27 protein-coding genes, 1 pseudogene and 2 riboswitches are annotated in these 24615 nt (G+C 37.2%); of the genes and pseudogenes, 8 read left to right on the top strand and 20 right to left on the bottom strand.

Translation table 11 applies throughout. The features are described from left to right. The 8 genes and pseudogenes from TR08_RS03125 to TR08_RS30690 form a co-directional block, all read right to left on the bottom strand. Positions 1 to 1062, bottom strand: coding sequence for a FecCD family ABC transporter permease (locus TR08_RS03125; protein ID WP_045515683.1), 1062 nt, complete (start codon positions 1060 to 1062; stop codon positions 1 to 3). Then, positions 1028 to 1993, bottom strand: a complete 966-nt coding sequence (locus tag TR08_RS03120) for an ABC transporter substrate-binding protein (protein ID WP_045515682.1) — start codon at positions 1991 to 1993, stop codon at positions 1028 to 1030. The genes TR08_RS03125 and TR08_RS03120 overlap by 35 nt, the downstream gene beginning before the upstream one ends. Before the next feature lie 173 nt (positions 1994 to 2166). Next, positions 2167 to 2360: riboswitch (cobalamin riboswitch) on the bottom strand. A 71-nt stretch (positions 2361 to 2431) separates the two neighbouring features. Next, complete coding sequence (gene ribH / locus TR08_RS03115; protein WP_045515681.1) at positions 2432 to 2902, bottom strand: 6,7-dimethyl-8-ribityllumazine synthase; 471 nt, start codon at positions 2900 to 2902, stop codon at positions 2432 to 2434. A gap of 36 nt (positions 2903 to 2938) precedes the next feature. Next, on the bottom strand, positions 2939 to 4072 hold the full coding sequence (locus TR08_RS03110; RefSeq protein ID WP_045515679.1) for a bifunctional 3,4-dihydroxy-2-butanone-4-phosphate synthase/GTP cyclohydrolase II: 1134 nt from the start codon (positions 4070 to 4072) through the stop codon (positions 2939 to 2941). A gap of 36 nt (positions 4073 to 4108) precedes the next feature. Continuing rightward, positions 4109 to 4768: a riboflavin synthase gene (ribE, locus tag TR08_RS03105; RefSeq protein ID WP_045515678.1), complete on the bottom strand. Its 660-nt coding sequence runs from the start codon at positions 4766 to 4768 to the stop codon at positions 4109 to 4111. Between the two features lie 175 nt (positions 4769 to 4943). After that, a riboswitch (FMN riboswitch) is annotated at positions 4944 to 5090 on the bottom strand. A gap of 90 nt (positions 5091 to 5180) precedes the next feature. Further along, positions 5181 to 5651, bottom strand: a complete 471-nt coding sequence (locus TR08_RS03095; protein WP_045515675.1) for a GyrI-like domain-containing protein — start codon at positions 5649 to 5651, stop codon at positions 5181 to 5183. A 115-nt stretch (positions 5652 to 5766) separates the two neighbouring features. Beyond that, positions 5767 to 6615: an oxidoreductase gene (locus TR08_RS03090; protein WP_045515673.1), complete on the bottom strand. Its 849-nt coding sequence runs from the start codon at positions 6613 to 6615 to the stop codon at positions 5767 to 5769. Positions 6616 to 6796: 181 nt separating this feature from the next. Then, positions 6797 to 6916 (bottom strand): annotated as a pseudogene (locus tag TR08_RS30690) (catalase-related domain-containing protein); the annotation flags it as partial. 181 nt (positions 6917 to 7097) lie between these two features. Here TR08_RS30690 and TR08_RS03085 point away from each other — a divergent pair. Together TR08_RS03085 and TR08_RS03080 are read left to right on the top strand one after the other, a co-directional pair. Continuing rightward, on the top strand, positions 7098 to 7301 hold the full coding sequence (locus TR08_RS03085; protein ID WP_045515672.1) for a hypothetical protein: 204 nt from the start codon (positions 7098 to 7100) through the stop codon (positions 7299 to 7301). Beyond that, the gene (locus TR08_RS03080) at positions 7301 to 7501 is read left to right on the top strand and encodes a YwbE family protein (RefSeq protein ID WP_045515671.1); all 201 of its coding nucleotides are present in this window, start codon (positions 7301 to 7303) and stop codon (positions 7499 to 7501) included. Before TR08_RS03085 ends, TR08_RS03080 begins: the two co-directional genes overlap by 1 nt. A gap of 156 nt (positions 7502 to 7657) precedes the next feature. Here the strand turns inward: TR08_RS03080 and TR08_RS03075 are convergent, their stop codons facing one another. The 3 genes from TR08_RS03075 to TR08_RS03065 all read right to left on the bottom strand — a co-directional run bounded on the left by TR08_RS03075 (position 7658) and on the right by TR08_RS03065 (position 9210). After that, on the bottom strand, positions 7658 to 7858 hold the full coding sequence (locus TR08_RS03075) for a cold-shock protein (protein WP_045515670.1): 201 nt from the start codon (positions 7856 to 7858) through the stop codon (positions 7658 to 7660). 195 nt (positions 7859 to 8053) lie between these two features. Next, positions 8054 to 8803, bottom strand: coding sequence for a Cof-type HAD-IIB family hydrolase (locus tag TR08_RS03070; RefSeq protein ID WP_045515669.1), 750 nt, complete (start codon positions 8801 to 8803; stop codon positions 8054 to 8056). A gap of 101 nt (positions 8804 to 8904) precedes the next feature. Next, entirely contained in the window at positions 8905 to 9210 is a 306-nt protein-coding gene (locus TR08_RS03065) for a hypothetical protein (RefSeq protein WP_045515668.1), read from the bottom strand. 314 nt (positions 9211 to 9524) lie between these two features. Here TR08_RS03065 and qoxA point away from each other — a divergent pair, with 314 nt between their 5' ends. The 4 genes from qoxA to qoxD are packed head-to-tail and all read left to right on the top strand — an operon-like array spanning position 9525 to position 13309. Beyond that, on the top strand, positions 9525 to 10442 hold the full coding sequence (gene qoxA / locus TR08_RS03060; protein WP_045515667.1) for a cytochrome aa3 quinol oxidase subunit II: 918 nt from the start codon (positions 9525 to 9527) through the stop codon (positions 10440 to 10442). 40 nt (positions 10443 to 10482) lie between these two features. Next, positions 10483 to 12426 (top strand): cytochrome aa3 quinol oxidase subunit I, encoded by a 1944-nt coding sequence (qoxB, locus tag TR08_RS03055; RefSeq protein ID WP_045515666.1) that lies wholly within the window; start codon positions 10483 to 10485, stop codon positions 12424 to 12426. A 3-nt stretch (positions 12427 to 12429) separates the two neighbouring features. After that, positions 12430 to 13026 (top strand): cytochrome aa3 quinol oxidase subunit III, encoded by a 597-nt coding sequence (gene qoxC / locus TR08_RS03050; protein ID WP_045515665.1) that lies wholly within the window; start codon positions 12430 to 12432, stop codon positions 13024 to 13026. Position 13027: 1 nt separating this feature from the next. Next, entirely contained in the window at positions 13028 to 13309 is a 282-nt protein-coding gene (gene qoxD / locus TR08_RS03045) for a cytochrome aa3 quinol oxidase subunit IV (protein ID WP_045515664.1), read from the top strand. Positions 13310 to 13337: 28 nt separating this feature from the next. On the opposite strand, the gene TR08_RS03040 is transcribed toward qoxD, so the two are convergent. The 4 genes from TR08_RS03040 to TR08_RS03025 all read right to left on the bottom strand — a co-directional run bounded on the left by TR08_RS03040 (position 13338) and on the right by TR08_RS03025 (position 17847). Continuing rightward, the gene (locus tag TR08_RS03040) at positions 13338 to 13598 is read right to left on the bottom strand and encodes a hypothetical protein (RefSeq protein ID WP_045515663.1); all 261 of its coding nucleotides are present in this window, start codon (positions 13596 to 13598) and stop codon (positions 13338 to 13340) included. Between the two features lie 136 nt (positions 13599 to 13734). Beyond that, entirely contained in the window at positions 13735 to 15057 is a 1323-nt protein-coding gene (locus tag TR08_RS03035) for a hemolysin family protein (protein ID WP_045515661.1), read from the bottom strand. Between the two features lie 166 nt (positions 15058 to 15223). Next, positions 15224 to 16012 (bottom strand): TerC family protein, encoded by a 789-nt coding sequence (locus tag TR08_RS03030; RefSeq protein WP_045515658.1) that lies wholly within the window; start codon positions 16010 to 16012, stop codon positions 15224 to 15226. Between the two features lie 302 nt (positions 16013 to 16314). Then, positions 16315 to 17847: a carboxypeptidase M32 gene (locus TR08_RS03025; RefSeq protein ID WP_152597323.1), complete on the bottom strand. Its 1533-nt coding sequence runs from the start codon at positions 17845 to 17847 to the stop codon at positions 16315 to 16317. Positions 17848 to 18074: 227 nt separating this feature from the next. On the opposite strand from TR08_RS03025, the gene TR08_RS03020 reads away from it, so the two are divergent. Continuing rightward, positions 18075 to 20144, top strand: coding sequence for a peptidoglycan D,D-transpeptidase FtsI family protein (locus tag TR08_RS03020; RefSeq protein ID WP_045515657.1), 2070 nt, complete (start codon positions 18075 to 18077; stop codon positions 20142 to 20144). A 48-nt stretch (positions 20145 to 20192) separates the two neighbouring features. Here TR08_RS03020 and trhA read toward each other — a convergent pair whose 3' ends face one another. From trhA to TR08_RS03005, 3 genes are all read right to left on the bottom strand, one after another. Beyond that, complete coding sequence (gene trhA, locus TR08_RS03015; RefSeq protein WP_045515656.1) at positions 20193 to 20840, bottom strand: PAQR family membrane homeostasis protein TrhA; 648 nt, start codon at positions 20838 to 20840, stop codon at positions 20193 to 20195. A gap of 356 nt (positions 20841 to 21196) precedes the next feature. After that, positions 21197 to 21802, bottom strand: a complete 606-nt coding sequence (locus tag TR08_RS03010; protein ID WP_045515655.1) for a LysE/ArgO family amino acid transporter — start codon at positions 21800 to 21802, stop codon at positions 21197 to 21199. A gap of 171 nt (positions 21803 to 21973) precedes the next feature. Next, on the bottom strand, positions 21974 to 22417 hold the full coding sequence (locus TR08_RS03005; protein WP_045515654.1) for a GNAT family N-acetyltransferase: 444 nt from the start codon (positions 22415 to 22417) through the stop codon (positions 21974 to 21976). Between the two features lie 107 nt (positions 22418 to 22524). Here TR08_RS03005 and TR08_RS03000 point away from each other — a divergent pair, with 107 nt between their 5' ends. Next, entirely contained in the window at positions 22525 to 22872 is a 348-nt protein-coding gene (locus tag TR08_RS03000; RefSeq protein WP_045515652.1) for a hypothetical protein, read from the top strand. Here TR08_RS03000 and TR08_RS02995 read toward each other — a convergent pair. Both TR08_RS02995 and TR08_RS02990 read right to left on the bottom strand, forming a co-directional pair. Continuing rightward, on the bottom strand, positions 22869 to 23498 hold the full coding sequence (locus tag TR08_RS02995; RefSeq protein WP_045515648.1) for a TVP38/TMEM64 family protein: 630 nt from the start codon (positions 23496 to 23498) through the stop codon (positions 22869 to 22871). The two genes, TR08_RS03000 and TR08_RS02995, sit on opposite strands and share 4 nt — an antisense overlap. 145 nt (positions 23499 to 23643) lie before the next feature. Continuing rightward, positions 23644 to 24426 carry a C40 family peptidase gene (locus TR08_RS02990; RefSeq protein ID WP_045515646.1) on the bottom strand — a complete coding sequence of 261 codons (783 nt, stop codon included), beginning with the start codon at positions 24424 to 24426 and terminating at the stop codon, positions 23644 to 23646. Positions 24427 to 24615 lie beyond the last annotated feature (189 nt).

Here is a 24615-nt window from a genome sequence, read left to right as displayed (position 1 = left end):
TTATCCACTTCTTTCCGTCCTTTTTCTCTGTAATAGGATTAATGCAAATACCGGGGCACCAATTAAAGCAGTTATGACGCCAATCGGTAACTCTGTTGGAGAAATAATCGTTCTCGAAATTAAATCTGCTAGAATTAAAAATCCACTTCCAGTAATAATCGACAAAGGGAGCAGGTGTCTATGATCTGGCCCCCATAATAATCTTGAAAGATGTGGAATCACCAGCCCAACAAAACCAATCGTTCCTGAAACCGCAACCGCAGCTCCTGTCAAAATCGATCCTGCCGTTAAGATCATCAGTTTTCTTTTTTGAACATTCACACCTAAATGATGGGCACGTTCTTCACCGAAGGACATGGCATTTAATTCTTTTGCATTAAAAATAAGTATGACCGAACCTAGAACAAAAAAAGGTAAAATAATTTTTATGTATTCCCAGCCTCTCATCGATACACTACCCAATAGCCAGCCAATAATCTGCCTAAGCTCATCACCTGTTAAGGCAATCATTAATGATATAATGGCACCGAGAAAGGAACTAAAGATGATTCCCGTTAATATTATCGTTTCCACTCTCATCGAGCGTTCAATTTTCCGGGCGAAAGCTAGCACTAAGAAAATCGTAACCCATGAAAACAAGATGCTGAGTAATGGAAGGGTAAAGCTTCCGATGAAAGGGATGGAAAATTGAAAAAATAAAGTGAGTACTGCCCCGACAGACGCACCTGATGATACACCTAAAGTATATGGATCTGCTAATGGATTTCTTAATAGCCCTTGAAAGGCTGCTCCTGCTATTGCCAAAGATGCTCCTACTAAACCAGCTAAAATCACTCGTGGTAACCGAATATTTAAAACGATACTTGAAAACATGGGGTCGATTTGATCTAGTGATATAATTCCAAATAGCTTTGACATCATGATTTGAATAATGGTAAAGATAGGAACCGAAACGGTTCCTATCGAAATTCCCAATAAAATTGAAAGGAGAAGGAAGCTTCCCGCGATCAAATAGGCTAATATTTTATTATTTAAAAACTTCGGGATAGACAGCCTTTGCAAGATCCTCTACTCCTTCAACAATCCTTGGACCTGGACGTGTCACACGATCAGAATCTACATCTATTACTTGCTTATTCTTTATTGCATTGACATTTTCCCAGCCTTGTCTGCTTAACACTAGCTCTGTTGCATTTTCTGTATAAAATCCATATGTAGTAATGATGACATCTGGATTTCGATCAATTATCGCTTCTTGATCCATTTGAATCCAGCCTTCTTGATCATTTGCAATATTTTCAGCATTAATCATACTGATCATTTCATCCATAAATGTGTTTTTTCCCGTTGTAAACACTTCAGGAGCTGGGGACACCTCTACAAACACTTTTTTCTTATCCTTTATTTCCCCAGCCTTGGCTTTAATTTCTGCTAATTTACCCTGCATACCTTTATTTAATTCTTCTGCTTTCTTTGTTTCTCCAGTAGCTTTTCCAATCATAGCTATCGTATCAAACACCTGGTCGAAATTTTGGGCTTCGTTAATAACTAAAACGGTAATTCCAGCATCTCTTAGCTGTTGAAGTGCTTCTGTCCCATTATCAGCAGTTGATTCATGTGCCAATACTAGATTGGGTTGTAAAGAAATAATTTTTTCGATATTTAGTTCCATATCACCGATTTTCTCTTTTGATGCTACTTCCTCAGGATAATTGTCATAATTAGATACACCTACAACCTCTTCTCCAAGCCCTAGTGCAAAAGCAATTTCAGTATTACTTGGGATTAAGGAAACGATCTTTTCAGGCTTAGAGTCAATTTTCACCTCATTATCTAATGCATCTTTAATCGTTACAGGAAAAGCCGTTTCCTCTCCTTTTTGCTCTGTGCTGCTGTTTTCTTCATCCTTTACAGGTTCTTTCTGTTCTCCGCATGCTGCTAAAACACCTATTGTTAACAAAAGAATAAGTAATAATGATGATAATTTTTTCATTTTTCTACCCCCTATGTATGACTTTTAGTCAAAATACATCATAAAAAAACTACTGCCGAAAAATTTGGAACGATAAAAAACATCTCCACGAGAACGTGGAGATGTTGGTTTGATTAGATTCCATTATAAAAATGATTCTAGTCTTCCACACCTTCCTATCCTCGTAGGTTCTTTTGGGGCACAAGAATTAGGCAGGTTTCCTGGCTCATGGTCATTGCTTCCTACGTCTTCCCATCAAATTGACAGTGACATATTGTAGGTTACTCCCATTTACAGTGGCGGGACCGCGTTGGCATTTAACCAAACTTCCCTTTTAAGCTAAAAACTTAAAAAAAAGATTTTAAGCACCTATTCTTCAAATATTTTTTATGATAGACCTATTATATAAGATAGGAATTCAAAATGTATCATTTTCCTCAAATTTCTTCAAATAACATTTTATTTTTCCATACTTCGGATTAAATTAGCCATCTCTATAGCTCCAGCGGCTACATCCCATCCTTTATTTCCAGCCTTAGTCCCTGCACGCTCAATTGCCTGTTCAATCGAATCTGTTGTTAAGACACCAAAAATAACGGGGATGCCACTATCTAGATTAATTTTTGAAACACCCTTGGCTACTTCATTACAAACATAGTCAAAATGTGGAGTGGAGCCGCGAATCACAGTACCTAATGTAATAACAGCATCATATTTTTTACTATTTGCCATTTTTTGAGCGATTAATGGAATTTCGAATGCACCTGGCACCCAAGCGATATCTACATCTGATTCACTCACACCATGTCTTTTCAGGGCATCCTCCGCGCCGCTTAGTAATTTGCTTGTAATAAACTCATTAAAACGTCCTACAACAATTCCTATCTTTAAACCTGAGCCTACTAAATTACCTTCATAAATATTATTCATGTTAATACCTCCATATATTTTAGTGTAAAAGTTTTTTTATTTTACCTTTTCATCAAGTATTTCCATTTGCAATGGAACGGTTTCAACGACTTCAAGATCATATCCCTTAAGTCCTTTTATTTTTCGCGGGTTATTGGTTAACAATTTCATTTTACCTATGCCTAAATCCTTTAATATTTGAGCGCCTATGCCAAATTCTCGTAGATCTTCTCCATTACCTAGCTTTTCATTAACCTCATGCCCACCTTCTTGTGACTTGTATGAACGCAATTTATTTACTAAACCACTACCCTCCTGGCGCATATACAGGAGGACTCCGTTTCCTGCTCTTTCAATTTGACTTAATGCTGCATGCAGCTGTGGTCGGCATTCACAACGGAAAGAACTGAAAACATCTCCAGATAAACACTCAGAATGCACACGAACAAGGATAGGATTCTCAGGATTTATTTCACCTTTGATTAACGCTAAATGTTCTTTTCCATCAATAACATTTGAATACCCTGCAGCCTTAAAATCACCAAATTCCGTTGGTAAGTTTATTTCCACTTCACGTTTAACTAGCTTGTCTTTTTTATTGCGGTATTCAATCAAATCTTTAATGGTGATCATCTTCACATTTAGATCATCGGCAATTTTCCGCAATTGGGGAACACGTGCCATTGTTCCATCCTCATTCATGATTTCACAAATGACTCCAGCAGGCTTAGAACCACATAGTCTCGCTAAATCCACTGCCGCTTCGGTATGCCCTGTTCTCCTTAAAACTCCTCCATTTTTGGCCACTAAAGGGAAAATATGACCAGGTCTCTTGAAATCAGAAGGCTTTGATTCCGGATCAAGCATACTTAAGACGGTTGCGGAACGCTCAAATGCTGATATCCCAGTAGTTGAAAATTTATGGTCAATACTGACGGTAAAAGCCGTACCATGTACATCTGTATTGATTGCTACCATTGGGAACAGCTCTAATTTCTGTGCTAATTCCTCGTCAATCGGAACACAGATTAAACCTCTTCCATGTGTAGCCATTAAATTGATTACCTCTGGTGTAGCCTTTTCAGCTAAGGAGACAAAATCCCCTTCATTTTCTCGGTCCTCGTCATCACAAACAATGATGACTTTTCCATTTTGTAAATCCATCAATGCTTCTTCAATTTTATCAAACACGTCTTTTCTCCCCTTTCTAAAATCCGATGATATTTATTAAGCAAATCCATTCTCTTCTAAAAATCTCGCACTAATACCGGATGAACTCTTTTTGTTACCATTATTTTGACTACTCATTAAAAAATGCCCAACATACTTTCCAATCATATCGCATTCTAAATTGACAATATCACCTGATTCCTTAACACCGATAATACTTTCAGATAATGTATGGGGGATGAGTGATAAGGTAAATGTTTCATCTGTGACTCCAAATACAGTTAGGCTTGTACCGTCTACAGCAATCGAACCTCTTTCAATTACATATCTTAATATTTCTGGTGAGGCTTCAATTTCGTAATAAATTGCATTTTCCACCTGTTTTTTACTTTTAATTACCCCAGTTCCATCAATATGTCCAGAAACGAAATGACCCCCAAATCTACCTCCTGCTGCCATGGCTCTTTCGAGATTCACTTTGGCACCACGCTTGAGGGAGCGTAAGCTAGAGGCTTTTACGGTTTCTGGCATAACATCCACCGTAAACTGCTTACTAGAGAAGCTAGTGACGGTTAAGCACACTCCGTTAACAGAAATGCTATCTCCAAGGTGGACATCATTTAAGATTTTTTTCGCTTCGATCGTAAGTACAAATGATTCCCCACTTCGCTGGATATTTGCTACTGCTCCTAATTCTTCAATAATACCGGTAAACATAGATTTTGTTCTCCTTACCTATTTTTTGCAAAGCACTGCAAAAATTTTCTTACCTATACTCATAAAAGAATAAAAAAGGACCCTGAAGAAATGAAACACTTCAGGGTCCTTGGAAAAGGCAATAAGAAAATAGGGCTTAAAAAAGGATAGACTACTCCCTTGGCTAAACCGTTTTTTTTTCCTTCTCCCATCCAGACTTTAACTGTCGGCTCTGGATTTACACCAGATCCACCGCTTAAACATTCGTTTAACCGGGTCACGGACTTAGAAGCTATGCTTCATCACCGCCGGTTAGGAATTTCACCTGACCCCGAAGGAATTATTCAATTATATGATTTTTAGTATACCTTATACTTGCAAGAATTGCTAAAAAAAAGAAGCAGAAGAGTAATTCTTCTCCTTCCGTGCATGATTAATAATCGTTCCCATACGTTTTAACAGGTAGGTAAAGTTCAAAATGCATGCTGCCTTCCCTATCGAGATTTTTATGTTTAAGAACCTCTAAACATAAGGCATGGTCATCTAACTCATAACCATACTCTTGCATCCACACTAACATTTTGCGGTATGTATTTTCTAATTCTTCAATGCCCCGTTTATGGGATGAACAAACATAATATTTGCGGGGTATCGAAAACCCGACCATACCATCAGGGACATTTTCTACCTTTTCAACGGGTGTGGTTACATAAAAGGTAAATTCTGTTTCTCTGCTATGAAAAGGCGCAATTAAGATAGAATCATTTGTTTGATAAGGTACTTCTACTAACCGTTCTTTCATTTCATCAAAAAAATCTGGAATGATGTGCATTTGAGAATAGGTGCCGCTCCGTGAAATTCCAACTACCTTTATTTCTTCTTTTTCAAGTACTTGAATCTCCAAACATATCCCTCCTCTAATGTTGCTTATATATCTATTATTCTCACTTTATCCCCAAAATTCCTCCCTAAAACGACAACATCGTGAATACTTTAGGATTGCTGTTTCTTTATTAATACTATTTCACGAACAAATTTCTTATGATAATTTTTTCCCAAAGCCTCCATGGTAAAAAATTCTTCAAAAATATAGATGCTTTAACTCCACGACCAATGGGGTACCTAATATCCGGGTTTTCCATGACTGTAATCTCAGCTATTTTTATTGCCACTTCCAGAGGGTCTCCAAAGTTGTCTTCCCCTGCTGCAATGTATCTCTCAATACTCTGCATATAATCCTTATACGGAGAGTGAGACTGCAATGATTCTGCTGCAACCTGTTTACCTGTTGACCAGATATTTGTTTTGTAGGAACCTGGTTCAATCAAAACCACCTTCACACCAAATGGCTGCATTTCTAAGCGAAGACTCTCACTCCAGCCCTCGATGGCATGCTTTGAGGCAATGTAGGGTGAAAGACCAGGAAAAGCTACCTTGCCGCTTATACTGCTAATATTGATAATATACCCCTGCTTTTGCTTCCTCATTAAAGGTAAAAAGGCCTTCGTTACGGCGAAAACTCCAAATACATTCGTTTCAAACTGTTCACGATATTCATCCATCGATACTTCTTCCACGAACCCAGCGCCAGCATATCCAGCATTATTTATCAATACGTCTACTCTTCCAAAATTCTCAATTACCTTGGTTTGGAAGGCTAGGATTGACTTTTCATTCGTAACATCCAATTCAAGAACAAAGATTTTGGATTCAACACCATGCTTCCTAGCCTGTTGCAGGAGGTCACTATTTTTATTGATGTTTCTCATTGCCGCAATAACAGTTAAACCCTTTCGGGCTAATTCTATAGAGGTACTTAATCCAAATCCGCTTGATGTACCGGTTACAACAGCTGTTTTGTTTTTCATATGAGTTTATCTCCTTTTCCCTTTTGCAAGAATAAGTTTAATATTGGGAAGTTGAAAAAGCGAATAATTATTCATAAAAACAGCAAAAAAGACTTCCCTTTTGAACAGTCTTATTGCTTTTGGCTATTTATTTTACTTTTTGAGGAATGGCTAAACCTAAACCTTTAGCTACTTGCTCACCCTACTCAGGTTCTGCTTTATAGTAGTGTTGGATTTGACGAAGTTTTATATCATCTTTCTCAACAGGCTCCATTGCACCTACCACTGTTTCAACTAAACGAGTACGCTCTTCCTTAGACAAAGTAAATGTACATCCTGGATTAATGTTGGTCCACGAGAGCCAGCAGTCATCGAATTTTGATTATCTCCAACTGGTTTCTGTGAATTCCATCTAATATCTTTCTCTCATAAAATTGTTAATTTAGGCGTAAATAGATTATACTGTAGGAAAGATAGTACATATTTTTCAGGAGGATTTCCTAATGTCAGAAAACAATCAAACAAACCAAAACGAAGAACCAAAAAAGAAAATGAGTCTGCAGGAAGCAATGAAGCAGCAGCTAGCGAATAAGAAGAACAAAGCTGCAGCTGCGAATAACCCCCAAAGCGGTCTTCAAAATAGCAAAAAAATGAAAAGTCAGCAGACTAAAAAAGTGAGTAATACACGTAGAAAAATGGGTGTTTAATGAACGGACAAAATAGAAAAGACATCACTGCCGGTACAGAGGTTAATATTGTTCTCAAGGCTGATCAAAGAACTGGGAAACTTACAAGAGGTGTAGTGAAGGATATCTTAACGAATTCAAGCTTCCATCCTCATGGAATAAAAGTACGATTAACGGATGGTCAAGTTGGAAGAGTTCAGGAAATTATAAACCCAAAGTGACTTAACAGGGTATGAATTTTCTAAATTTAACACATACTAGTAATAACCATTTTACTTCTCACATAATGATCCTCCACATTCTCCATGGAGGATTTTTTTTTGGCAACAAAAAAACAGACTCACAAGTTGGAGTCTGTTTTTGATTTAGAAGGTTAATTATGCTTTACGAACGTTAACCGCTTGTGGACCACGTTGTCCATTCTCGATTTCAAACGTTACTTCTTGACCTTCATCTAACGTTTTGTAGCCTTCGCCTTGAATAGCTGAGAAGTGAACGAATACATCGTCTCCACCGTCACGCTCGATAAATCCAAAGCCTTTTTCACCGTTAAACCATTTTACTTTACCATGTTCCATTTTTGTAGCTCCTCCTAGCATGTAACAATTACATGAAATTGCAATATAGTCTTGCCCGATTATTATAACCAAGAGGAGTTATTTTTAAACAATTTCCTCTTGTATATAAAGTATTTCACAATTGCTACGATTTTATATTAGAAAAATAAAAAATTTCTTCAAAGTATAATGTTTAAGTGTACGTATATGATAGTACTAGAGCACCCACTTACGGATTGCTACTGCGACACCATCTTCATTATTTGATGTGGTAACCCAAGCAGCCGCTAGTTTTACGATTTCTTGGGCATTTCCCATTGCAATGCCTAAACCAGCTTCTTCAATCATTGCTAAATCATTAAGACTATCCCCTACAGCCATGACATTCTTCATATCAATTCCAAGACGCTCGCAGACTAATTTAAGTCCTTTTGCCTTATTAATCCCAGCCGGGTTTACTTCGATATTTGTTGGAGTCGAGTTACTTAATTCAAACTCTCCTCTTGCCTGCAGCTCTTTTAATATTTTGTCTCTTGTAGGTTCATCTTTAATGTTAAATCCAAATTTCAACCATTCCTCTGAATGGATATCCTCAGGCATTTCATCAAACCAGTTACGATTCGTGCTGATTGCCCAAAAACGGATCTTATGCTTTTGGGTTAGCTCTACCATCCATTGAATAGACTTCGATTTGACAAGATTTCTTTCTACTAATCCTCTTTTATCATCAAATATTTCACTACCGTTTACTGTCACTAAATAAGAGGACAATGCAAGTGAATCTGCATGTTTCTCACATTTTCTTAGGGAGCGGCCGGTGCTAAGAACTACATAAATTCCTTTTTCCTGAGCTTCCTTAATCGCTTGTCGATTTGCTTCTGATATCTCATGCTGATCATTCAAAAGAGTACCGTCCATATCCAGTGCAATTAATTTTATCTCGTTATCACTTTTGAAATTTTCCATAATAATCACTCCTGTAAAACCTCGTTTGTAGTATTTTGATAATAACCATCAAAAAATTACACCTGAATATCATTCAGGTGTTATCTTTTCAATGTATTTAATTAGTGATGGTGGTGATGTCCACCTTTTGATGGATTGGTAATCAGCCATTCTTCTTTTGGAACGTGGAACAATTGAATCCATACTCCATCCAAAAATTCATCTCGTGTATCAAGGATAAAATCAATATCTTTATCCGTTTTAACTACTTCATCATGCTCGGTTGGGGTATCTAGCATTAAATCATAATGAGCATGGTCGCCATGCATATTGGTTACATACACACGGAACAATTTCCCTTCTGCTTCATCCCCCTCTAACATTTTTTTCAATGCTTTCGCTGCATGGCGATTTATTTTGACTTTCATGTTTGTCTCTCCTATTCCATTGGTATACATATTCATTATCCCATTAATATGCAAAAATAGACAATTTTTTTATCTTTGGTTGTTCCTCCCATAGGATATCAAAACAGGAATAATAAACCTTAACAAATTTGTCACAACTTTTTCAAAAAACGTATATAAACATCACTTCTATATTGTTAATATTGTGATATTGAAATAATAACACTAATTATGTAATCATTATTAGGTTGTAATTAATTCAGATAAGTACCATTTAAGATTGCGAACGAATTCACGAACAACCACAATGATATTTAATGAGAGGAGTTAAAAACATGCACAAAAAGGGTACAAAATGGGCTATATATTCAGTAATTTTTACGATTATCACCGTATTAACTGGATGTGAGCCATTACTTGTCTTAGATCCTAAAGGTCCTCAAGCAGCAAGGCAGGCAAGCGACATCTTATTATCGATAGGAATTATGTCTGTGATTGTCATTGTCGTTTTCGCACTGCTAGTCTACATGTTAGTAAAATATCGCGCTTCTAAACAAAGAGCCGATTATGAACCACCTCATATTGAAGGGAACCTTTGGGTTGAGGTCATTATGGTTGGTATTCCTGTATTAATCGTTGCTTTTCTATCATATGTATCCGTTCAAAGTAACTATATCGTTGAGGCAACACCAAAAGGGTACGAGGATAAAGAGCCTTTAGTGGTTTACGCTTCATCCTCTAACTGGAAGTGGCATTTTAGTTATCCAGAAGAAGGAATTGAAACAGTTAACTACTTATATATTCCAACAGATAGAGCTCTTGAATTTAAGCTCTATTCATATGGTCCAATAACAAGTTTCTGGATTCCGCAGTTAGGCGGCCAAAAGTATGCTATGGCAGACATGGTGACCACCTTGCATTTAGCTGCAGATGTTCCTGGTGAATTTATGGGACGAAACGCTAACTTCTCGGGAAAAGGATTTGCTGAGAATACATTCAATGTGACAGCAATGTCTCAAGAAGAATTTGACGACTGGGTAAAAGAAGTAAAAGAAACAGCAAAGCCGATTACAGAGAAAAAATTCGAGGATTTATTAGAACCCGGTCATCTTGGGCAGCAAACATACACTGGAACTCATCTAGATTTTTCACCGCCGCCAACAGGTCATAATCATACCGAAGAATCATCAGAAACACATGAAAAAGAATCTCACACAGATTCCCATGCAGGCCATGAGAGTATGAATCATTAATTAAAAAAAGTAATCTTCCCTTGAAAGGAGATATAAATATATGGATTTCTTTGATCGATTTGCCGTTCCTCATCCAAGTTTTGCGATTTATGCCTCGATGGCTGCCATAGGACTTACAATCATCGCAGTCATTGCAGGATTAACTTATTTTAAAAAATGGGGCTATCTATGGCGTGAATGGTTAACAACTGTTGACCACAAACGTATCGGTATTATGTATTTGCTATCTGCCCTCTTGATGCTATTTCGTGGCGGCGTTGACGCAATTATGATGCGAGCACAACTTGCGGTTCCAGATAATACTCTGCTAGATGCACAGCATTATAATGAAATTTTCACCACACACGGGATCGTAATGATCCTCTTTATGGCAATGCCGTTCATTATGTTCTTTATGAACTTTGTTGTTCCTTTACAAATAGGAGCACGTGACGTAGCATTTCCACGCTTGAATGCATTAAGCTTTTGGTTATTCTTTATGGGTGCGATGTTATTCAACATTTCATTCGTTGTCGGTGGTTCACCTGACGCAGGCTGGACTTCTTATTTCCCGCTTGCAGGTACCGAATTCAGCGCATCTGTTGGTAACAACTATTATATGATTGCAATTCAGATTGCAGGTATTGGTACATTAATGACAGGAATTAACTTTATCACTACTATTCTTAAAATGAGAGCACCTGGAATGACATTAATGAAAATGCCAATGTTTACTTGGTCAGCATTAATTGCGAATGTTATCATCGTTTTTGCGTTCCCAGTATTAGCCGTGTTACTTGCAATGGGAACCTTAGATCGACAATTTGGAACAAACTTCTTTGCCATGGACAATGGCGGTATGGATATGCTGTGGGCTAACATTTTCTGGGTTTGGGGACATCCTGAAGTTTATATCTTAATACTTCCGGCATTTGGTATTTATAGTGAAGTTATCTCAACCTTTGCACGTCGTAACCTATATGGCTATACATCTATGGTTGGCTCGATGGTTATTATCTCACTTCTATCCTTCTTAGTATGGGCGCACCATTTCTTTACGATGGGGCAAGGAGCGTTTACAAACAGTATCTTCTCAATTACAACCATGGCAATTGCCGTTCCTACAGGTGTGAAGATTTTCAACTGGCTGCTTACGCTAAGGAAAGGAAAGATCGTTTTTACCACACCAATGCTTTACAGTATGCTTTTCATTCCGCTGTTTACATTAGGTGGAGTTACTGGGGTCATGCTAGCCATGTCGGCGGCAGACTATCAATATCACAATACAATGTTCTTAGTGGCTCATTTCCATAATGTTATTATTCCTGGTGTCGTCTATGCAATGCTTGCAGGACTGCATTATTATTGGCCAAAGATGTTTGGTTTCATGTTAAATGAGAGAATTGGTAAATGGACCGCATGGCTGCTTTCAATCGGCTTCGTCTTAGCCTTTATGCCCATGTATATTTCAGGATTAGATGGCCAGGCACGCCGGATGTACACATATTCTGAATCTGCTGGATTTGGTCCAATGAATATGGTTTCATTTGTTGGAGCGGCGATAATGGCTATTGGTTTTGTGTTAATCGTCTACAATATCTACTATAGTACTCGATATGAATCAAGAGATATTAGTAATGATCCATGGGATGCTCGTACGCTAGAGTGGGCTACACATACACCAGTACCAGAATACAATTTTGCGATTTTACCAGATGTACGTACGAATGAGGCTTACTGGGATGCGAAGAAAAATGGTCATGTTTTATTTAAAGGCGAATTCGAAAAAATTCACATGCCTAATAATAGCGGTATACCATTTATCATGAGCTGTATCTTCTTTGTTTGGGGATTCTCATTTATTTTCAGTTTATGGATTCCTGTAATCCTTACAACGATAGGGATATTTGCTTGTATGGCACTTCGTTCATTTGAACAGGATCATGGCAGATATATCTCAGTTAAAGAAATTGAAGAAACAGAAACAAATTTGCGAGGTGCTTAAAAAATGAAAATAGATAACTCGCTTCCATTAGAATATAGTACTGAAGAAAACAGTTTAAAAATCTTAGGATTTTGGATCTTCCTTGGGGCCGAGATTATGCTTTTCGCTACCCTGTTCGCAACCTATTTCACTTTAGAGAATAGAACTGGAAGCGGACCAACTGGAGCAGAGATTTTCCAAATCACTCCTGTTCTATTTGAAACAATCTTACTCTTAACAAGTAGTTTTACTGTTGGACTTGGGATTCATGCGATGCGTATTGGGAAACAAAAAGCGATGATTTCTTTCTTTTCCATCACACTTCTTCTCGGTCTTGCCTTTTTAGGAGTGGAGATATTTGAGTTTGTTACTTATGTACATGAAGGTGCCGGAATACAAACTAGTGCATTTACATCTGCTCTTTTAACAACCCTTGGAACACATGGAGCACACGTTACACTTGGCTTTTTCTGGGGATTGTTCATTATTCTGCAGATAAAAAAACGTGGATTAACTCCACAAACCACTAATAAAGCATTTATCTTTTCGCTTTATTGGCATTTCCTAGATGTTGTTTGGATTTTCATCTTCAGCTTCATCTATTTGAAAGGAATGATGTAATATGAGCCAATTATTTCCGATGAAACAAGTACTTGGTTTTGTATTCTCTATACTCCTGACAATCATTGCATTAGCTGTTTACTTTCTTGATATGTCTTTTGCTGTAGGCATGACAATCCTGCTTGTTACAGCATTCATCCAAGCCGGACTCCAGTTAGTTGTTTTTATGCACGCTGGGGAGACTAAGGACAAAGGTGCTATTTATACAAATGTTTTTTATGGACTAATCATTGCCCTCGTTACGGTTTTCGGAACATTACTCGCAATGGTTTGGGATATGTAATTCAATACAAAATGAAAAGGAGTACCTTCTACAAAGGTGCTCCTTTTTTTGTTTTGATTGAAACTACTTTTGTTCCTATATAAGATTTCTCCAACATTTCTTCTGTCACTACCAAAAAAACACCAATTAGAAAAATAAATACCGCACCCACAGATGTTCCAATTCCAATTGGAACCAAAATACTGAAATCGGTTACAATTACACCTAAAATAAAAGCGATAACTCCAGTTGTTAGGACTGTTAATCCAACATACGTCACTGCATTTAGTAATTTCTCTCTACTCCTCATAACAACGTATCCCCTTTCTATATATTATTAATTATTCACCTTGTTCACAAAATTGTCAAACTTTTTTTAAAAAATCACTCAACTATTCTTGACATTATTAAAACAACCAATTCCCCAGTTAGGCGGAATTGGTTGTTCACGTTTCTTTTTCTTTACTAATAAAAACCTTCTTCGCTTCTATTAATAATATATGATGACCTTGAATATCCTTGACGGTAAAGATGACCCCTTCCTCCTCGATTTCGTCTCCCTTTTTAGCATCAAAGTTCCGGGTCAAAAACCAGCCGCCTATCGTATCCATTTCATCATCTGATAAATTGGTACCTAAAAGATCATTCACTTCATTCACCAAAACTTTTGCATTGAAACAATAATGATCTGTACCTAGTTTCCTAATTTCTGCTACCTCATCTGTGTCGTATTCATCTCGAATCTCACCGACAATTTCCTCTAAAATATCCTCAACGGTCACCAATCCGGAAGTCCCGCCATATTCATCAAGCAGAATTGCCATGTGGGAACGTTCCTTTTGCATTTTTACCAACAAGTCATGAATTGGAATCGATTCAATCACTCGAATAACTGGTTTTAACATGGGTTGTAAGGTAGTATCCTTCAGGATTTCTTCTTTTTTAATCTCTTCGGTTAAAATTTCCTTAATATTAATAAGTCCTACTATATTATCCTTATCCCCATCCACCACAACAGGGTAACGTGTATATTTTTCTCTCTTTATTACATCCCTAACCGTTTCAACACTATCATTCATATTCAAGGTAACCATTTCCGTCCTGGGAACCATGATTTCTTTTGCAATTCTTTCATCAAATTCAAAAATATTATTTACAAACTCCAGTTCGCTTTTGTTTATTTCTCCACTTTCATAGCTTTCTGAAAGTAGTATTCGCAGCTCCTCCTCTGATAGTCCTAATTCATTCTCAGATACTGCTTTGAACCCAAACCATCCGACAAGCACTCTAGCAGAATTATTTAATACCCAAATAAATGGATACATGATTTTATAAAACAAAATCAATGGTTTAGATGTGGCAAGTGTAATTTGTTCAGCCTTCTGGATTGCAACTGTTTTAGGAGCCAGTTCTCCGATTACAACGTGTAAAAACGTTACAGAAGCAAATGCGAGACCAAATGATAAAATATGGGATAATGCCTCATTTAACTCCATTCTTTTAAATAATGGAAACAATAAACTTTCAACCGTTGGTTCGCCCAGCCAGCCAAGTCCTAAAGCTGTAACCGTGATTCCAAGCTGGCAGGCTGATAAATATTCATCCAAGTGGGTAGTCACATGTTTAGCCGCTTCTGCTCCTTTTTTACCCTCTGCGATTAATTGTTCAATTCTTGAACCCCTTACTTTTACGATGGCAAATTCAGTTGCAACAAAAAATCCTGTTAACGCGATAAGTATTGCGATTAATAAAAGATTTATGATTGTCAATAGCTGACCTTACATTGTGTAAGGCTTACACCTCCATAATAAATGTATGTACACGTTATTATTCATACCCATAATCAGATTTTTTACTGAAAAGAAGCTGCATTTCGATTGAATGCAGCTTCCCTTCAAATCTTACTATTCTAAGTTTTCCTTTATTGAAAGTAAATTATGAGGCTTTTGTATCTAATTTCGCCTTTTCTACAACTTGATCTTTTGAGAAGAACCAACCAGCTGCAGCAATTCCAACTAACACTGCGTAAAACGTTAATTTCCATTCTGTTGAATGGGCAAATTCTTCACTTAATACTCCAAGCGATGGATGTGAAAGTGTGTAAACCGCTAGCTTAACACCTACCCAGCCAACAATACCAAATGCCGCTATTTCAAGACCTGGTCTTCTTTCTAGGAGCTTAACAAATTGATTTGCTGCAAATCGCATAATCACAAGACCAATGATTCCCCCGGCAAAAATAACCAAGAATTTCCCGCCGTCTAGACCACCGATATTAGGAAGTGGAGTATCTGGTAGAACTACTGCAAGTGCTACAGCAGCTAAAATGGAATCAACTGCAAAGGCAATATCTGCTAATTCTACCTTAAAAACTGTCGCCCAAAATCCACTTTTCTTAACAGGTTTCTCCTTCTGGTTATTTTCCGATTTTCCTTTATTAGCCACTTTTCGGACAATATGATTAATTGCCATAAATAATAGATAAAGTGCTCCGATGGCTTGAACCTGCCATACATCGACAAGGAAAGAAATGATAAAAAGTGAAGCAAAGCGGAACACAAACGCACCAGCTAATCCATAAAACAAGGCTTTCTTTCGATCTTCTTCCGGTAAATGCTTAACCATAATGGCTAGTACTAAGGCATTGTCTGCTGCTAATAATCCTTCCAGTGCCACTAACACCAACAATACCCATCCATATTCCAGCAATAGAGAAAAGTCCATAAATAAATCCTCCTAATAAGTAAGTTTCTTTCTAAAATATCCCTTTGCTGCAATAAAAAAGCCTTTACCCTAGGTAAAAGCTGCAATTCGCTTTTACCCCGGTAAAGGCCATAAAAATACAAAAAGACCTTTACCGTTTGTGCAGTAAAGGTCTTGCTAACAACGTCACGTTGCCAATAAAGCCGGAGAAACAGGTTTCTCGGAATGACGACTTTATTGTCCAGCTACTCCCCTTTAATAAGGAAATATTTTATTACTAACAATATATGATAAAAACGCAAATGAGTCAATAACAAAATTGTCTATAGTCCATAAACCTCAGAATATTTTTTCTCAAGGTATTCCACTAGGTAATCAGCATTCAATTCTTCACCTGTTACTTTAACAATTAATTCATTTGGCGTGTACAGTTTTCCATATTGATGGATATTTTCTCGTAGCCATTCTTGTATCAGACCGAACCTTCCATTTTCAATATGGGCATAGAAATCTGGAATCTCCTTTTGAATTTTACGAAGTATTTGAGCTGCATAAAGATTACCTAATGAATAGGATGGGAAATAGCCAATTCCGCCAAATGACCAGTGTACATCTTGAAGTACGCCCTCACTGTCAGTACTTGGTGTAATGCCTAGATAGTCCTGCATTTTTTGATTCCATACTTCAGGCAACTCCTTAGCTTCAATTTCACCGCCAATTAACGCTTTTTCAATTTCATAACGAAGCATAATATGAAGATTATAGGTCAATTCATCTGCTTCAACCCGAATAAATGAAGGCTTTACAGTATTAACAGCCCGGTAAAATTCATCAACTGACACATTCTTAAGTTGTTCTGGAAAATACGTTACCAAATGCGGGTAAAAATAGTGCCAAAACTCCTTGCTTCTGCCAACCATGTTTTCCAAAAATCTTGATTGAGATTCATGAATGCCAAATGAGGCACCACTCTGCAAGACACTTTCTTCATACGCTGGATTTACATGCTGCTCATAAATGCCATGACCCGCTTCATGGATCGTTCCAAATAGCGCAGAGCGGACATTATTTTCTAAATATCGTGTTGTTAACCTTACATCGCCAATATTTACTGTTTGTGCAAATGGATGCACAGTTACATCGAGTCTGCCAGCCTCCATATCAAAACCTATGATTGGGAGGATAAACCGATTAAATTCTTTTTGCAGCTCGATGTCATAAGATTGTTCAAACACTTCATCAGATGTTAGATTTCCTGATTTTTGAATCCGCTCTAAAAGATTGACACTTGATTGTCTAAGTTTTGCAAATAAAGGATCTAACCTCTTTACTGTTAAACCAGGTTCAAACTCCTCTAATAAAGCGTCATAAGGATGCTCCTCGTAGCCATAAATTTCAGCAAATTTTCTTTTGTAATCTACGATTTTTTCGAGGTATGGAAGGAATTTAGCAAATTCATTATTCTCTCTCGCTTCTACCCATGCATCATTTGCCTGTGCTGTTAACACTGCATATTCTTGATAAAGTTCAGCCGGAATACTTTTTGATTTTTGATAAAACTCATTGTACTCTCTTACCTTTGCTTTGGTTATTTCATCTAGTATGGAGGAATTTTCTGATGATGTTAATACGGCAAGTAAGCTGCCCATTTCCTCAGAAACTTGGAGCTTAAAAACTTCCGTCTTTAATGTTCCCGTAGCCTTCGCAAACACACTTCTGCCTTTTTTCGGTGCCATTACCTTCGAGTCCCAATCAGTCAACCCAAGTATACTTGAAAAATGAGTAATTTTCTCATCTAATGCATTAAATTTTTCTAAAGCAGCTTTTACTGTTTGATCCACCACTTTATGTTGCATATGTAGACCTCCCTATTTTTTGTTTATTTAAAATCCTCTAACATAATAAATAGTAACATCAATACCTCCATAAAAAATTACATAAATGTTACAAATTGTTAGTAGTAGGAAATACTTTACATTTCTGCAAATGTAAACGTAAAATAATAAATAATTACCAATATTTCAAAGGCATACTAACGAAGGAACTGTCCCTCGCCTGTTAATTGAAAAGGATGTGTCAGCATTTGGAGAAAAAGAAAAAGAAAAAATCACATTTCCCGATTCGTTTGAACCTATTATTTTTCAGTGTTTTTTTGTTATTTTCCATCCTAATCTTGCGCTTGGGATTTGTTCAAATTGTGTATGGAGAAAATTTTAAACGTGAATTGGAGAGAAAAGAAGATATTACTATAAATAACCCTGTACCCCGTGGGAAAATGTTAGACAGTAATTACAGAGTCATCGTTGACAATGTGCCGAAACGTGCGATTACATACACAAATATGGGAGCCAGCCAGAAAGAGATGCTGGATACTGCAGAAAAATTAGCAAAATTAATTGTTGAAAATTCAGATAAGATAACAAAAAGAGAAAAAAAAGATCTTTGGATCCTCAAGAATCCAGAAAAAGCTGATGCAAAAATTTCCCAAAAAGAACTAGAGTTATTTAAAGCGAAAGAATTAAAAGATAATGATCTATATAAATTAAAGATTGATCGGACAACAGAGGAAGAAATAAGTCAGTTAACTCCAGAAGAGCTCGAAGTCTGGGCCATTTATCTTAAGTTTTCAAGCGGTTATAAATTCACCCCGCAAATTGTCAAAAATGAAGATGTTACACCTGAGGAGTTTGCGATTGTTAGTGAAAATCTACAATCCCTCCCCGGAGTTGACACAACTACAGACTGGGATCGATCTTATGCTTTTGATCAAACATTAAAATCAATCCTTGGGAACGTAACAAAAACCGAAGAAGGACTACCTGCTGACCGGTTAGATCATTTTTTATCATTAGGATACAACCGCAATGACAGAGTTGGAAAAAGTCAGCTAGAACTACAATATGAAGATGTACTTCATGGACACAAATCAAAGGTTAAAACGGTAACAGATAAGCAAGGGAATGTCATTGAAACTGAAGTGGTTTCTAATGGAGAAAGAGGTAAGGATCTTGTCCTTTCAGTTGATATGGATTTACAAATAGCTGTGGAGAAAATCATTGAAGAAGAGCTTTGGGGGTTGAAACAAACACCTAATACCTCTCTTTTGGATCGCGCCTATGTCGTTTTAATGGATCCGAATAATGGTGCCGTCTTAACAATGGCTGGTAAAAGAATCGTTAAAAATCCAGAAACTGGTCAGCTAGAAATGCAAGATGATGCTCTAGGTTCGATTACTACTTCATATAATGTCGGCTCAGCAGTAAAAGGTGCAACGATTTTGACAGGTTTCAAGACTGGGGTAATTAGTCCAGGTACTAGAATTAATGACCAAGGGATAAAAATAGCGGATACCCCGCTTAAAAAGTCTTATGCTTATTTAGGCACCTTAAATGATGTAGATGCCTTAAAATTATCTTCAAACGTTTATATGTTCCATACGGCAATTAGAATTGGTAAAGGAAATTACCAATATGATAAACCGTTAGGTCTCGCTCCAAACACGGGTGAAATTATTAGAAATTCTTTTGCCAGCTTCGGTCTTGGATCGAGAACAGGAATTGACCTTCCAAACGAATCTAGTGGTTTAAAGGGAACCAGCAAGCTGCCAGGACATATTATGGACTTAGTCATTGGACAGTATGACACCTATTCCCCTATGCAATTAGCGCAATATATTTCAACGATTGCAAATGGCGGAAAAAGGATGAAACCGCATATTGTAAAGGAAATACGTGAGCCTATCGATAATAATACAGACGAAATAGGACCAGTCTTTCAAGAGATTAAACCTACTGTACTTAATACGATTGATGCCGAACCTGCATGGATGGACCGGGTACAATTAGGCTTCAAAAAAGTTTTCCAGGAACCAGGAGGAACAGCGTATAGACGGTTTGCCGGCGCCCCCTACTCTCCTGCAGGGAAAACTGGTACGGCTGAGGCATTTTACGATGGTCCAGAACGCGCTAAGTTCGGTAAGGAGCCACCTCCTGTAATGAATCTAAGCTTAGTCACATACGCTCCAAGTACCAATCCTGAAGTGGCAATGGCAGTGATTGTCCCTTGGGCCTACCAAGGAACTACCGATAATGGAGCAAACTTCCTTATCGGCAAAAGAGTCATGGATACCTACTTTGAAATGAAGAAAAATTAATTAGAAAAGGCGTCTGGTACATTTTAACCAGACGCCTTTTTGGATTCACTATTTAATTGGCAATACATAAAGCAATACACAGAAAAAGTGAAGAACTGTTCCCGCGATGACAAATAAATGCCATATTGCATGGTGATAGTGGAACCCACGCCATACATAAAAAATTGCACCAAACGTATAAAGGAGACCGCCAATCATTAAATAGGTCATCCCTTCAGAAGGAAGCCTATCTGCTATTGGATTCCACACGAAAACCATCATCCAGCCCATCACAACATAGAGAATAGTCGAGGTAAATAGATATTTTTTTGCAAAATAGCACTTAAAAACTGTTCCGGCAATTGCCAAGCCCCAAACCACTCCGAACAATGACCAGCCTAAAGGACCTCTAATCACAACGAGGAGGAATGGTGTATAGGTTCCAGCAATAAAAAAGTAGATAGATGAATGGTCAAAGATTTCAAAAATGTCCTTGGCTTTTCCTTCTGGAAAACTATGTACCAACGTCGAGGACATATACAATATGAACATGGAGGCTCCATAGATTGTAAAGCTTACAATGTGCCAAGTATTCCCATAAATGGTAGAAAACACAATTAATATTACCAGAGCACCAATACTAAGAATTGCACCAATCCCGTGGGTAATCGAATTGGCAACCTCCTCTTTCCGTGAAAATACATGTGTATTTGCCATTTCTCAAAACTCCTTTTTTCAACTCTCCTTCAATTTCTCCATTAAATCTATTATGCTCTTTTTTGGACTCCAGCAGTTAAATTTATAATTGGTTTTGGTTTCATACCCTAAACGGCTACAGTAATAAACCATTCGATCTGATTTTCTTTCAGCTTTAAAATGTCTGCAGGTGGCACAGAAATGGAAATCCTTCATTATTTTCTCCTCCAGAGATTTACCAATCTATTAATTATTTTTTCATAGTTTGTTCATATTTTCCCTCTATTATAGTTATAGGTTCTATAACAGGAACCATCCTCCCCCCCTTTATTTTATAGATTCCATTTTAAGACCCGGCAGTTTGCCGGGTAATTTTTTTAAAACGAAAATACTAGGTACACCGCAGTTCCCCACATGATTACAGCGGATATTTTGTTTAACGTGTTAAGGAATTGACCCGTCTGATCAAGTTTTCCTACCAACCTACCAACGATGGATAATCCAAAAAACCATAACCACGATACGAGAATACAGACAATCGTAAAAACTGCCTTTTCTATTCCTGTGTATGTTAATGAACTTGTTCCGATTACACCAATTGTATCCATAATCGCATGTGGATTTAAGAGTGAAACAGATGCAGCAAAGGTAATTTGTTTCCGCGCAGAAAATAATTGAACATTATTTTCCTCTGTACTAGGTTTACTTTTCCATGTCATATACCCCATATATAATAAAAAAGCAATACCAATCAAACTCAAAGCTACTTTTAAAAAGCTGATTTCTAACACAACGGCTGAAATTCCTAAAACAGCCAACGAAATTAAGAGTGTATCACAAAGTGCAGCAGTTAAGACCACTGGTAATGCGTTTGTCCATTTTGGCTGTAAGGCTCCCTGATTAAATACAAAAACATTTTGTACACCTAAAGGTAAAATCAACCCAAAGGCTAAAATAAATCCATGTATAGCAGCAGATAACATATTTACTCTCCATTAAACGTTTATTTTATAAGGAATGGGCACAAGTGTCTGCTTTTGATTCCCATAAAGCAATAATAACCTAAACAATGGGAATCAGAGCGCACATCTGACTTTTAAACAAATAAATACTGGCTGTCTACTAATTAGCAGACAGCCTATTTGCACAATATACTATATTTTTCTTTCCATAAAAATCTCTGGGTCATCAATGGCTTGAAAACCGTATTGTTCATATAATCCGTGTGCGTCGTAGGTGCATAACATCATTTTTCGAACATCTTTTAGTTCTGATTCCTCCACCATCGTTTCCATCATCCATTTTGATAAGCCCCTTCCTCTATATTCAGGAAGGACAAATACATCCATAATCCAAGCGAATCTTACAAAGTCTGTTACCGCCCGGACAAAACCAATTTGCTTTGCTTCCCCCTTTGCAGGATTTCCCTCGTACATCCCAAAGCAAATCGAGGATTTCTCGATTGATTTCTTTACTTTTTCCATCGATATACCTTTAGCCCAGTAAGATTCAACACTCAAAAAATGGTGAATTACATTGATATCAAGATATCGCTTATCCGTACTAATAGTAAAACCAGCCTTTTCCCAACTAGACATGCTTCATCACCTTCCAAAAATTTTGATAATCAAAATATACAGAAGTATACTTCCTTCCCTCCCTGTCAATAACAATACCAAACAATAGTAGAAAGAGGTGTCATGGTATGAAGGGAATTTACTTAATAAATGATAGGATAAGATTAAATGGGCTTTCTAAGGAAGACAGCATTAAACTTCAAGAACAAACGATATTACCCTACATTCAAATGCATAAAATCGAGGTGGTAAAGTTAAATCCGTACCAAATTTATGACTACTACACCATCCCGCATGCCCTATTACATGATCTAAAAAAGCAGAGAATATATCTAGATTGTTTTATTCAGTACTCTCCCCTCGTAATGGAAGATTTTATAAATTCCTATCCAGCACGATGGTTCATTTTAAAAAGCTTCTTTAAAGAAGTCATTACGATTGAAGAAAAAGACCTTCCTGTAAAGCACATTGTTTAGTCCGCAGATTCCTTAGCCATTTTACGATACATGATGACAAAATTAATGATGAAAATAATTAGAATATACCCGCCATATAAACCAAAAGAAAATAGCTTATTGCTGCTAAAAGAAGCACCTGCATATGAAAGGATTAGAATATTTGGAATTTTTCCAATCGTGGAGGCGGTAAAAAATGTGAACCACTTCACTTTACTTAAGCCGCAAATGATATTGACTACAGGCGCTGGGATAATTGGAATCAAACGGCAGGTTAAGATAGCCATAAAGGAATTGCGATAAAGAAACTCTTCGTATTCCTGGACTTTGGAATAGTTCATTAACTTTGATTGTGCATAATCCCGAAAACCGTACCTGCATAAAAAGAAGAATCCCATTGTTCCAGCCATGGCTCCCGTCAAGGAAACGATTACTCCTTGGGTAGTTCCAGATACACCGCCGATGACACCTGCTAGGACAGGAAAAGGAATGACTGGAAAAAAGACACAAATGGCTACAAACAGCATGCTCATGCATATAGATAGGATTCCTCCAGCTTTAATTAAGGAAAGTAATTCATCTTTCTGAAAAAAGCCAATTCCTATAATGGTGATTAAAAGGGAAATGCTAAGGATTCTTTTTACCATTACTTTCTCCTAATCTAAACTTTTAGAGTAAATTACTCTTCATACTTAAGTATAAAGGGAAATGCCCCTTTCATAAACTATAAATTTTCAGATATTTTGAACAAAAAAGACCTTTATCGTTCGATAAAGGTTGTTTTTCGTTCTATTAAAATGCTGTTCTAGCACCTAGATATCTAGGTTTCCAATACGGATTATTCATATCGGTAATGGTTACACCTGTTGATGTACCCGCATGAATGAATTTGTTATCTCCAATGTAAATTCCTAAATGAGTTGGACCAGGTGCATAGGTTTCAAAGAAAACAAGATCACCAGGACTTGGGCTGCTAACAGCTTTTAAGCCAGAATACTGTGTTGCTGCTGTTCTAGGAAGAGAGATTCCTACTTTTTCAAAAACGTATTTTGAGAAGCCGCTGCAATCAAAACCCGTTGGAGTATTTCCACCCCATAAGTAAGGAGTGCCGATATATTTCTTGGCTTCTGTTATCACCATTTGCGCTTTTGAAACAGTAGAAATTGGTGCTGGAGCTGGAGTTGCAGCCGAACCTGATACTTTAAGGACTTGTCCCACATAAATCATATCCGTGGTCATGTTATTCAAGGATTTAAGCTGTGCAACTGTAAGTTTATGTAGTGTTGAAATCAACCATAATGTATCCCCTTTTTGTACGGTGTAAGTGGAACCAGATTGAGTTTCATGCGTGTGGGGTGCCAATAATGATAGTCTTTGATTGGCATAGATACTATCGCTTGACAGGTAATTCCAAGCTTTTAAATTTGCAACTGATATATTATTATTTTGCGAGATTCTCCAAAGCGTGTCCCCTGATTTAACGGTATATACATTTTCATGTGCACTTACAGATCCACCAAAAGTTGTAAACAATATGCCGGCAGCAGCCGCGACTGTCAGTAAATGTTTTTTCATAGTTGCTCTCCTTCATTCGTTGATACATTCATCATAAAGGAGAAACCCTATTTGTTTATATTCTAAACTTTTGGGTATTCAGGAAAGGATTTCCTAGAGTGGTAATGAAAGCCCTCTAGTAACAAACTATAGCAGTGCTTCCATCCCTTGTACACAAAGGGTTTTCGTTCACTTTATCTATTAAAATAC

Source organism: Neobacillus niacini (genome assembly GCF_000759675.1).
Taxonomy (GTDB): domain Bacteria; phylum Bacillota; class Bacilli; order Bacillales; family Cytobacillaceae; genus Neobacillus; species Neobacillus niacini_A.
The sequence above is the reverse complement of the archived record's forward strand: the minus strand, read 5'-3'. Positions and strand labels throughout refer to the sequence as shown.

Excerpts from the sequence above, each read along its gene's own strand:
- TR08_RS03120 (WP_045515682.1), bottom strand. The coding sequence starts at position 1,993 with ATGAAAAAATTATCATCATTATTACTTATTCTTTTGTTAACAATAGGT.
- ribH (WP_045515681.1), bottom strand. The coding sequence starts at position 2,902 with ATGAATAATATTTATGAAGGTAATTTAGTAGGCTCAGGTTTAAAGATA.
- ribE (WP_045515678.1), bottom strand. The coding sequence starts at position 4,768 with ATGTTTACCGGTATTATTGAAGAATTAGGAGCAGTAGCAAATATCCAG.
- TR08_RS03090 (WP_045515673.1), bottom strand. The coding sequence starts at position 6,615 with ATGAAAAACAAAACAGCTGTTGTAACCGGTACATCAAGCGGATTTGGA.
- TR08_RS03085 (WP_045515672.1), top strand. The coding sequence starts at position 7,098 with ATGTCAGAAAACAATCAAACAAACCAAAACGAAGAACCAAAAAAGAAA.
- TR08_RS03080 (WP_045515671.1), top strand. The coding sequence starts at position 7,301 with ATGAACGGACAAAATAGAAAAGACATCACTGCCGGTACAGAGGTTAAT.
- TR08_RS03075 (WP_045515670.1), bottom strand. The coding sequence starts at position 7,858 with ATGGAACATGGTAAAGTAAAATGGTTTAACGGTGAAAAAGGCTTTGGA.
- TR08_RS03070 (WP_045515669.1), bottom strand. The coding sequence starts at position 8,803 with ATGGAAAATTTCAAAAGTGATAACGAGATAAAATTAATTGCACTGGAT.
- TR08_RS03065 (WP_045515668.1), bottom strand. The coding sequence starts at position 9,210 with ATGAAAGTCAAAATAAATCGCCATGCAGCGAAAGCATTGAAAAAAATG.
- qoxA (WP_045515667.1), top strand. The coding sequence starts at position 9,525 with ATGCACAAAAAGGGTACAAAATGGGCTATATATTCAGTAATTTTTACG.
- qoxB (WP_045515666.1), top strand. The coding sequence starts at position 10,483 with ATGGATTTCTTTGATCGATTTGCCGTTCCTCATCCAAGTTTTGCGATT.
- qoxC (WP_045515665.1), top strand. The coding sequence starts at position 12,430 with ATGAAAATAGATAACTCGCTTCCATTAGAATATAGTACTGAAGAAAAC.
- qoxD (WP_045515664.1), top strand. The coding sequence starts at position 13,028 with ATGAGCCAATTATTTCCGATGAAACAAGTACTTGGTTTTGTATTCTCT.
- TR08_RS03040 (WP_045515663.1), bottom strand. The coding sequence starts at position 13,598 with ATGAGGAGTAGAGAGAAATTACTAAATGCAGTGACGTATGTTGGATTA.
- TR08_RS03030 (WP_045515658.1), bottom strand. The coding sequence starts at position 16,012 with ATGGACTTTTCTCTATTGCTGGAATATGGATGGGTATTGTTGGTGTTA.
- TR08_RS03025 (WP_152597323.1), bottom strand. The coding sequence starts at position 17,847 with ATGCAACATAAAGTGGTGGATCAAACAGTAAAAGCTGCTTTAGAAAAA.
- trhA (WP_045515656.1), bottom strand. The coding sequence starts at position 20,840 with ATGGCAAATACACATGTATTTTCACGGAAAGAGGAGGTTGCCAATTCG.
- TR08_RS03010 (WP_045515655.1), bottom strand. The coding sequence starts at position 21,802 with ATGTTATCTGCTGCTATACATGGATTTATTTTAGCCTTTGGGTTGATT.
- TR08_RS03005 (WP_045515654.1), bottom strand. The coding sequence starts at position 22,417 with ATGTCTAGTTGGGAAAAGGCTGGTTTTACTATTAGTACGGATAAGCGA.
- TR08_RS03000 (WP_045515652.1), top strand. The coding sequence starts at position 22,525 with ATGAAGGGAATTTACTTAATAAATGATAGGATAAGATTAAATGGGCTT.
- TR08_RS02995 (WP_045515648.1), bottom strand. The coding sequence starts at position 23,498 with ATGGTAAAAAGAATCCTTAGCATTTCCCTTTTAATCACCATTATAGGA.
- TR08_RS02990 (WP_045515646.1), bottom strand. The coding sequence starts at position 24,426 with ATGAAAAAACATTTACTGACAGTCGCGGCTGCTGCCGGCATATTGTTT.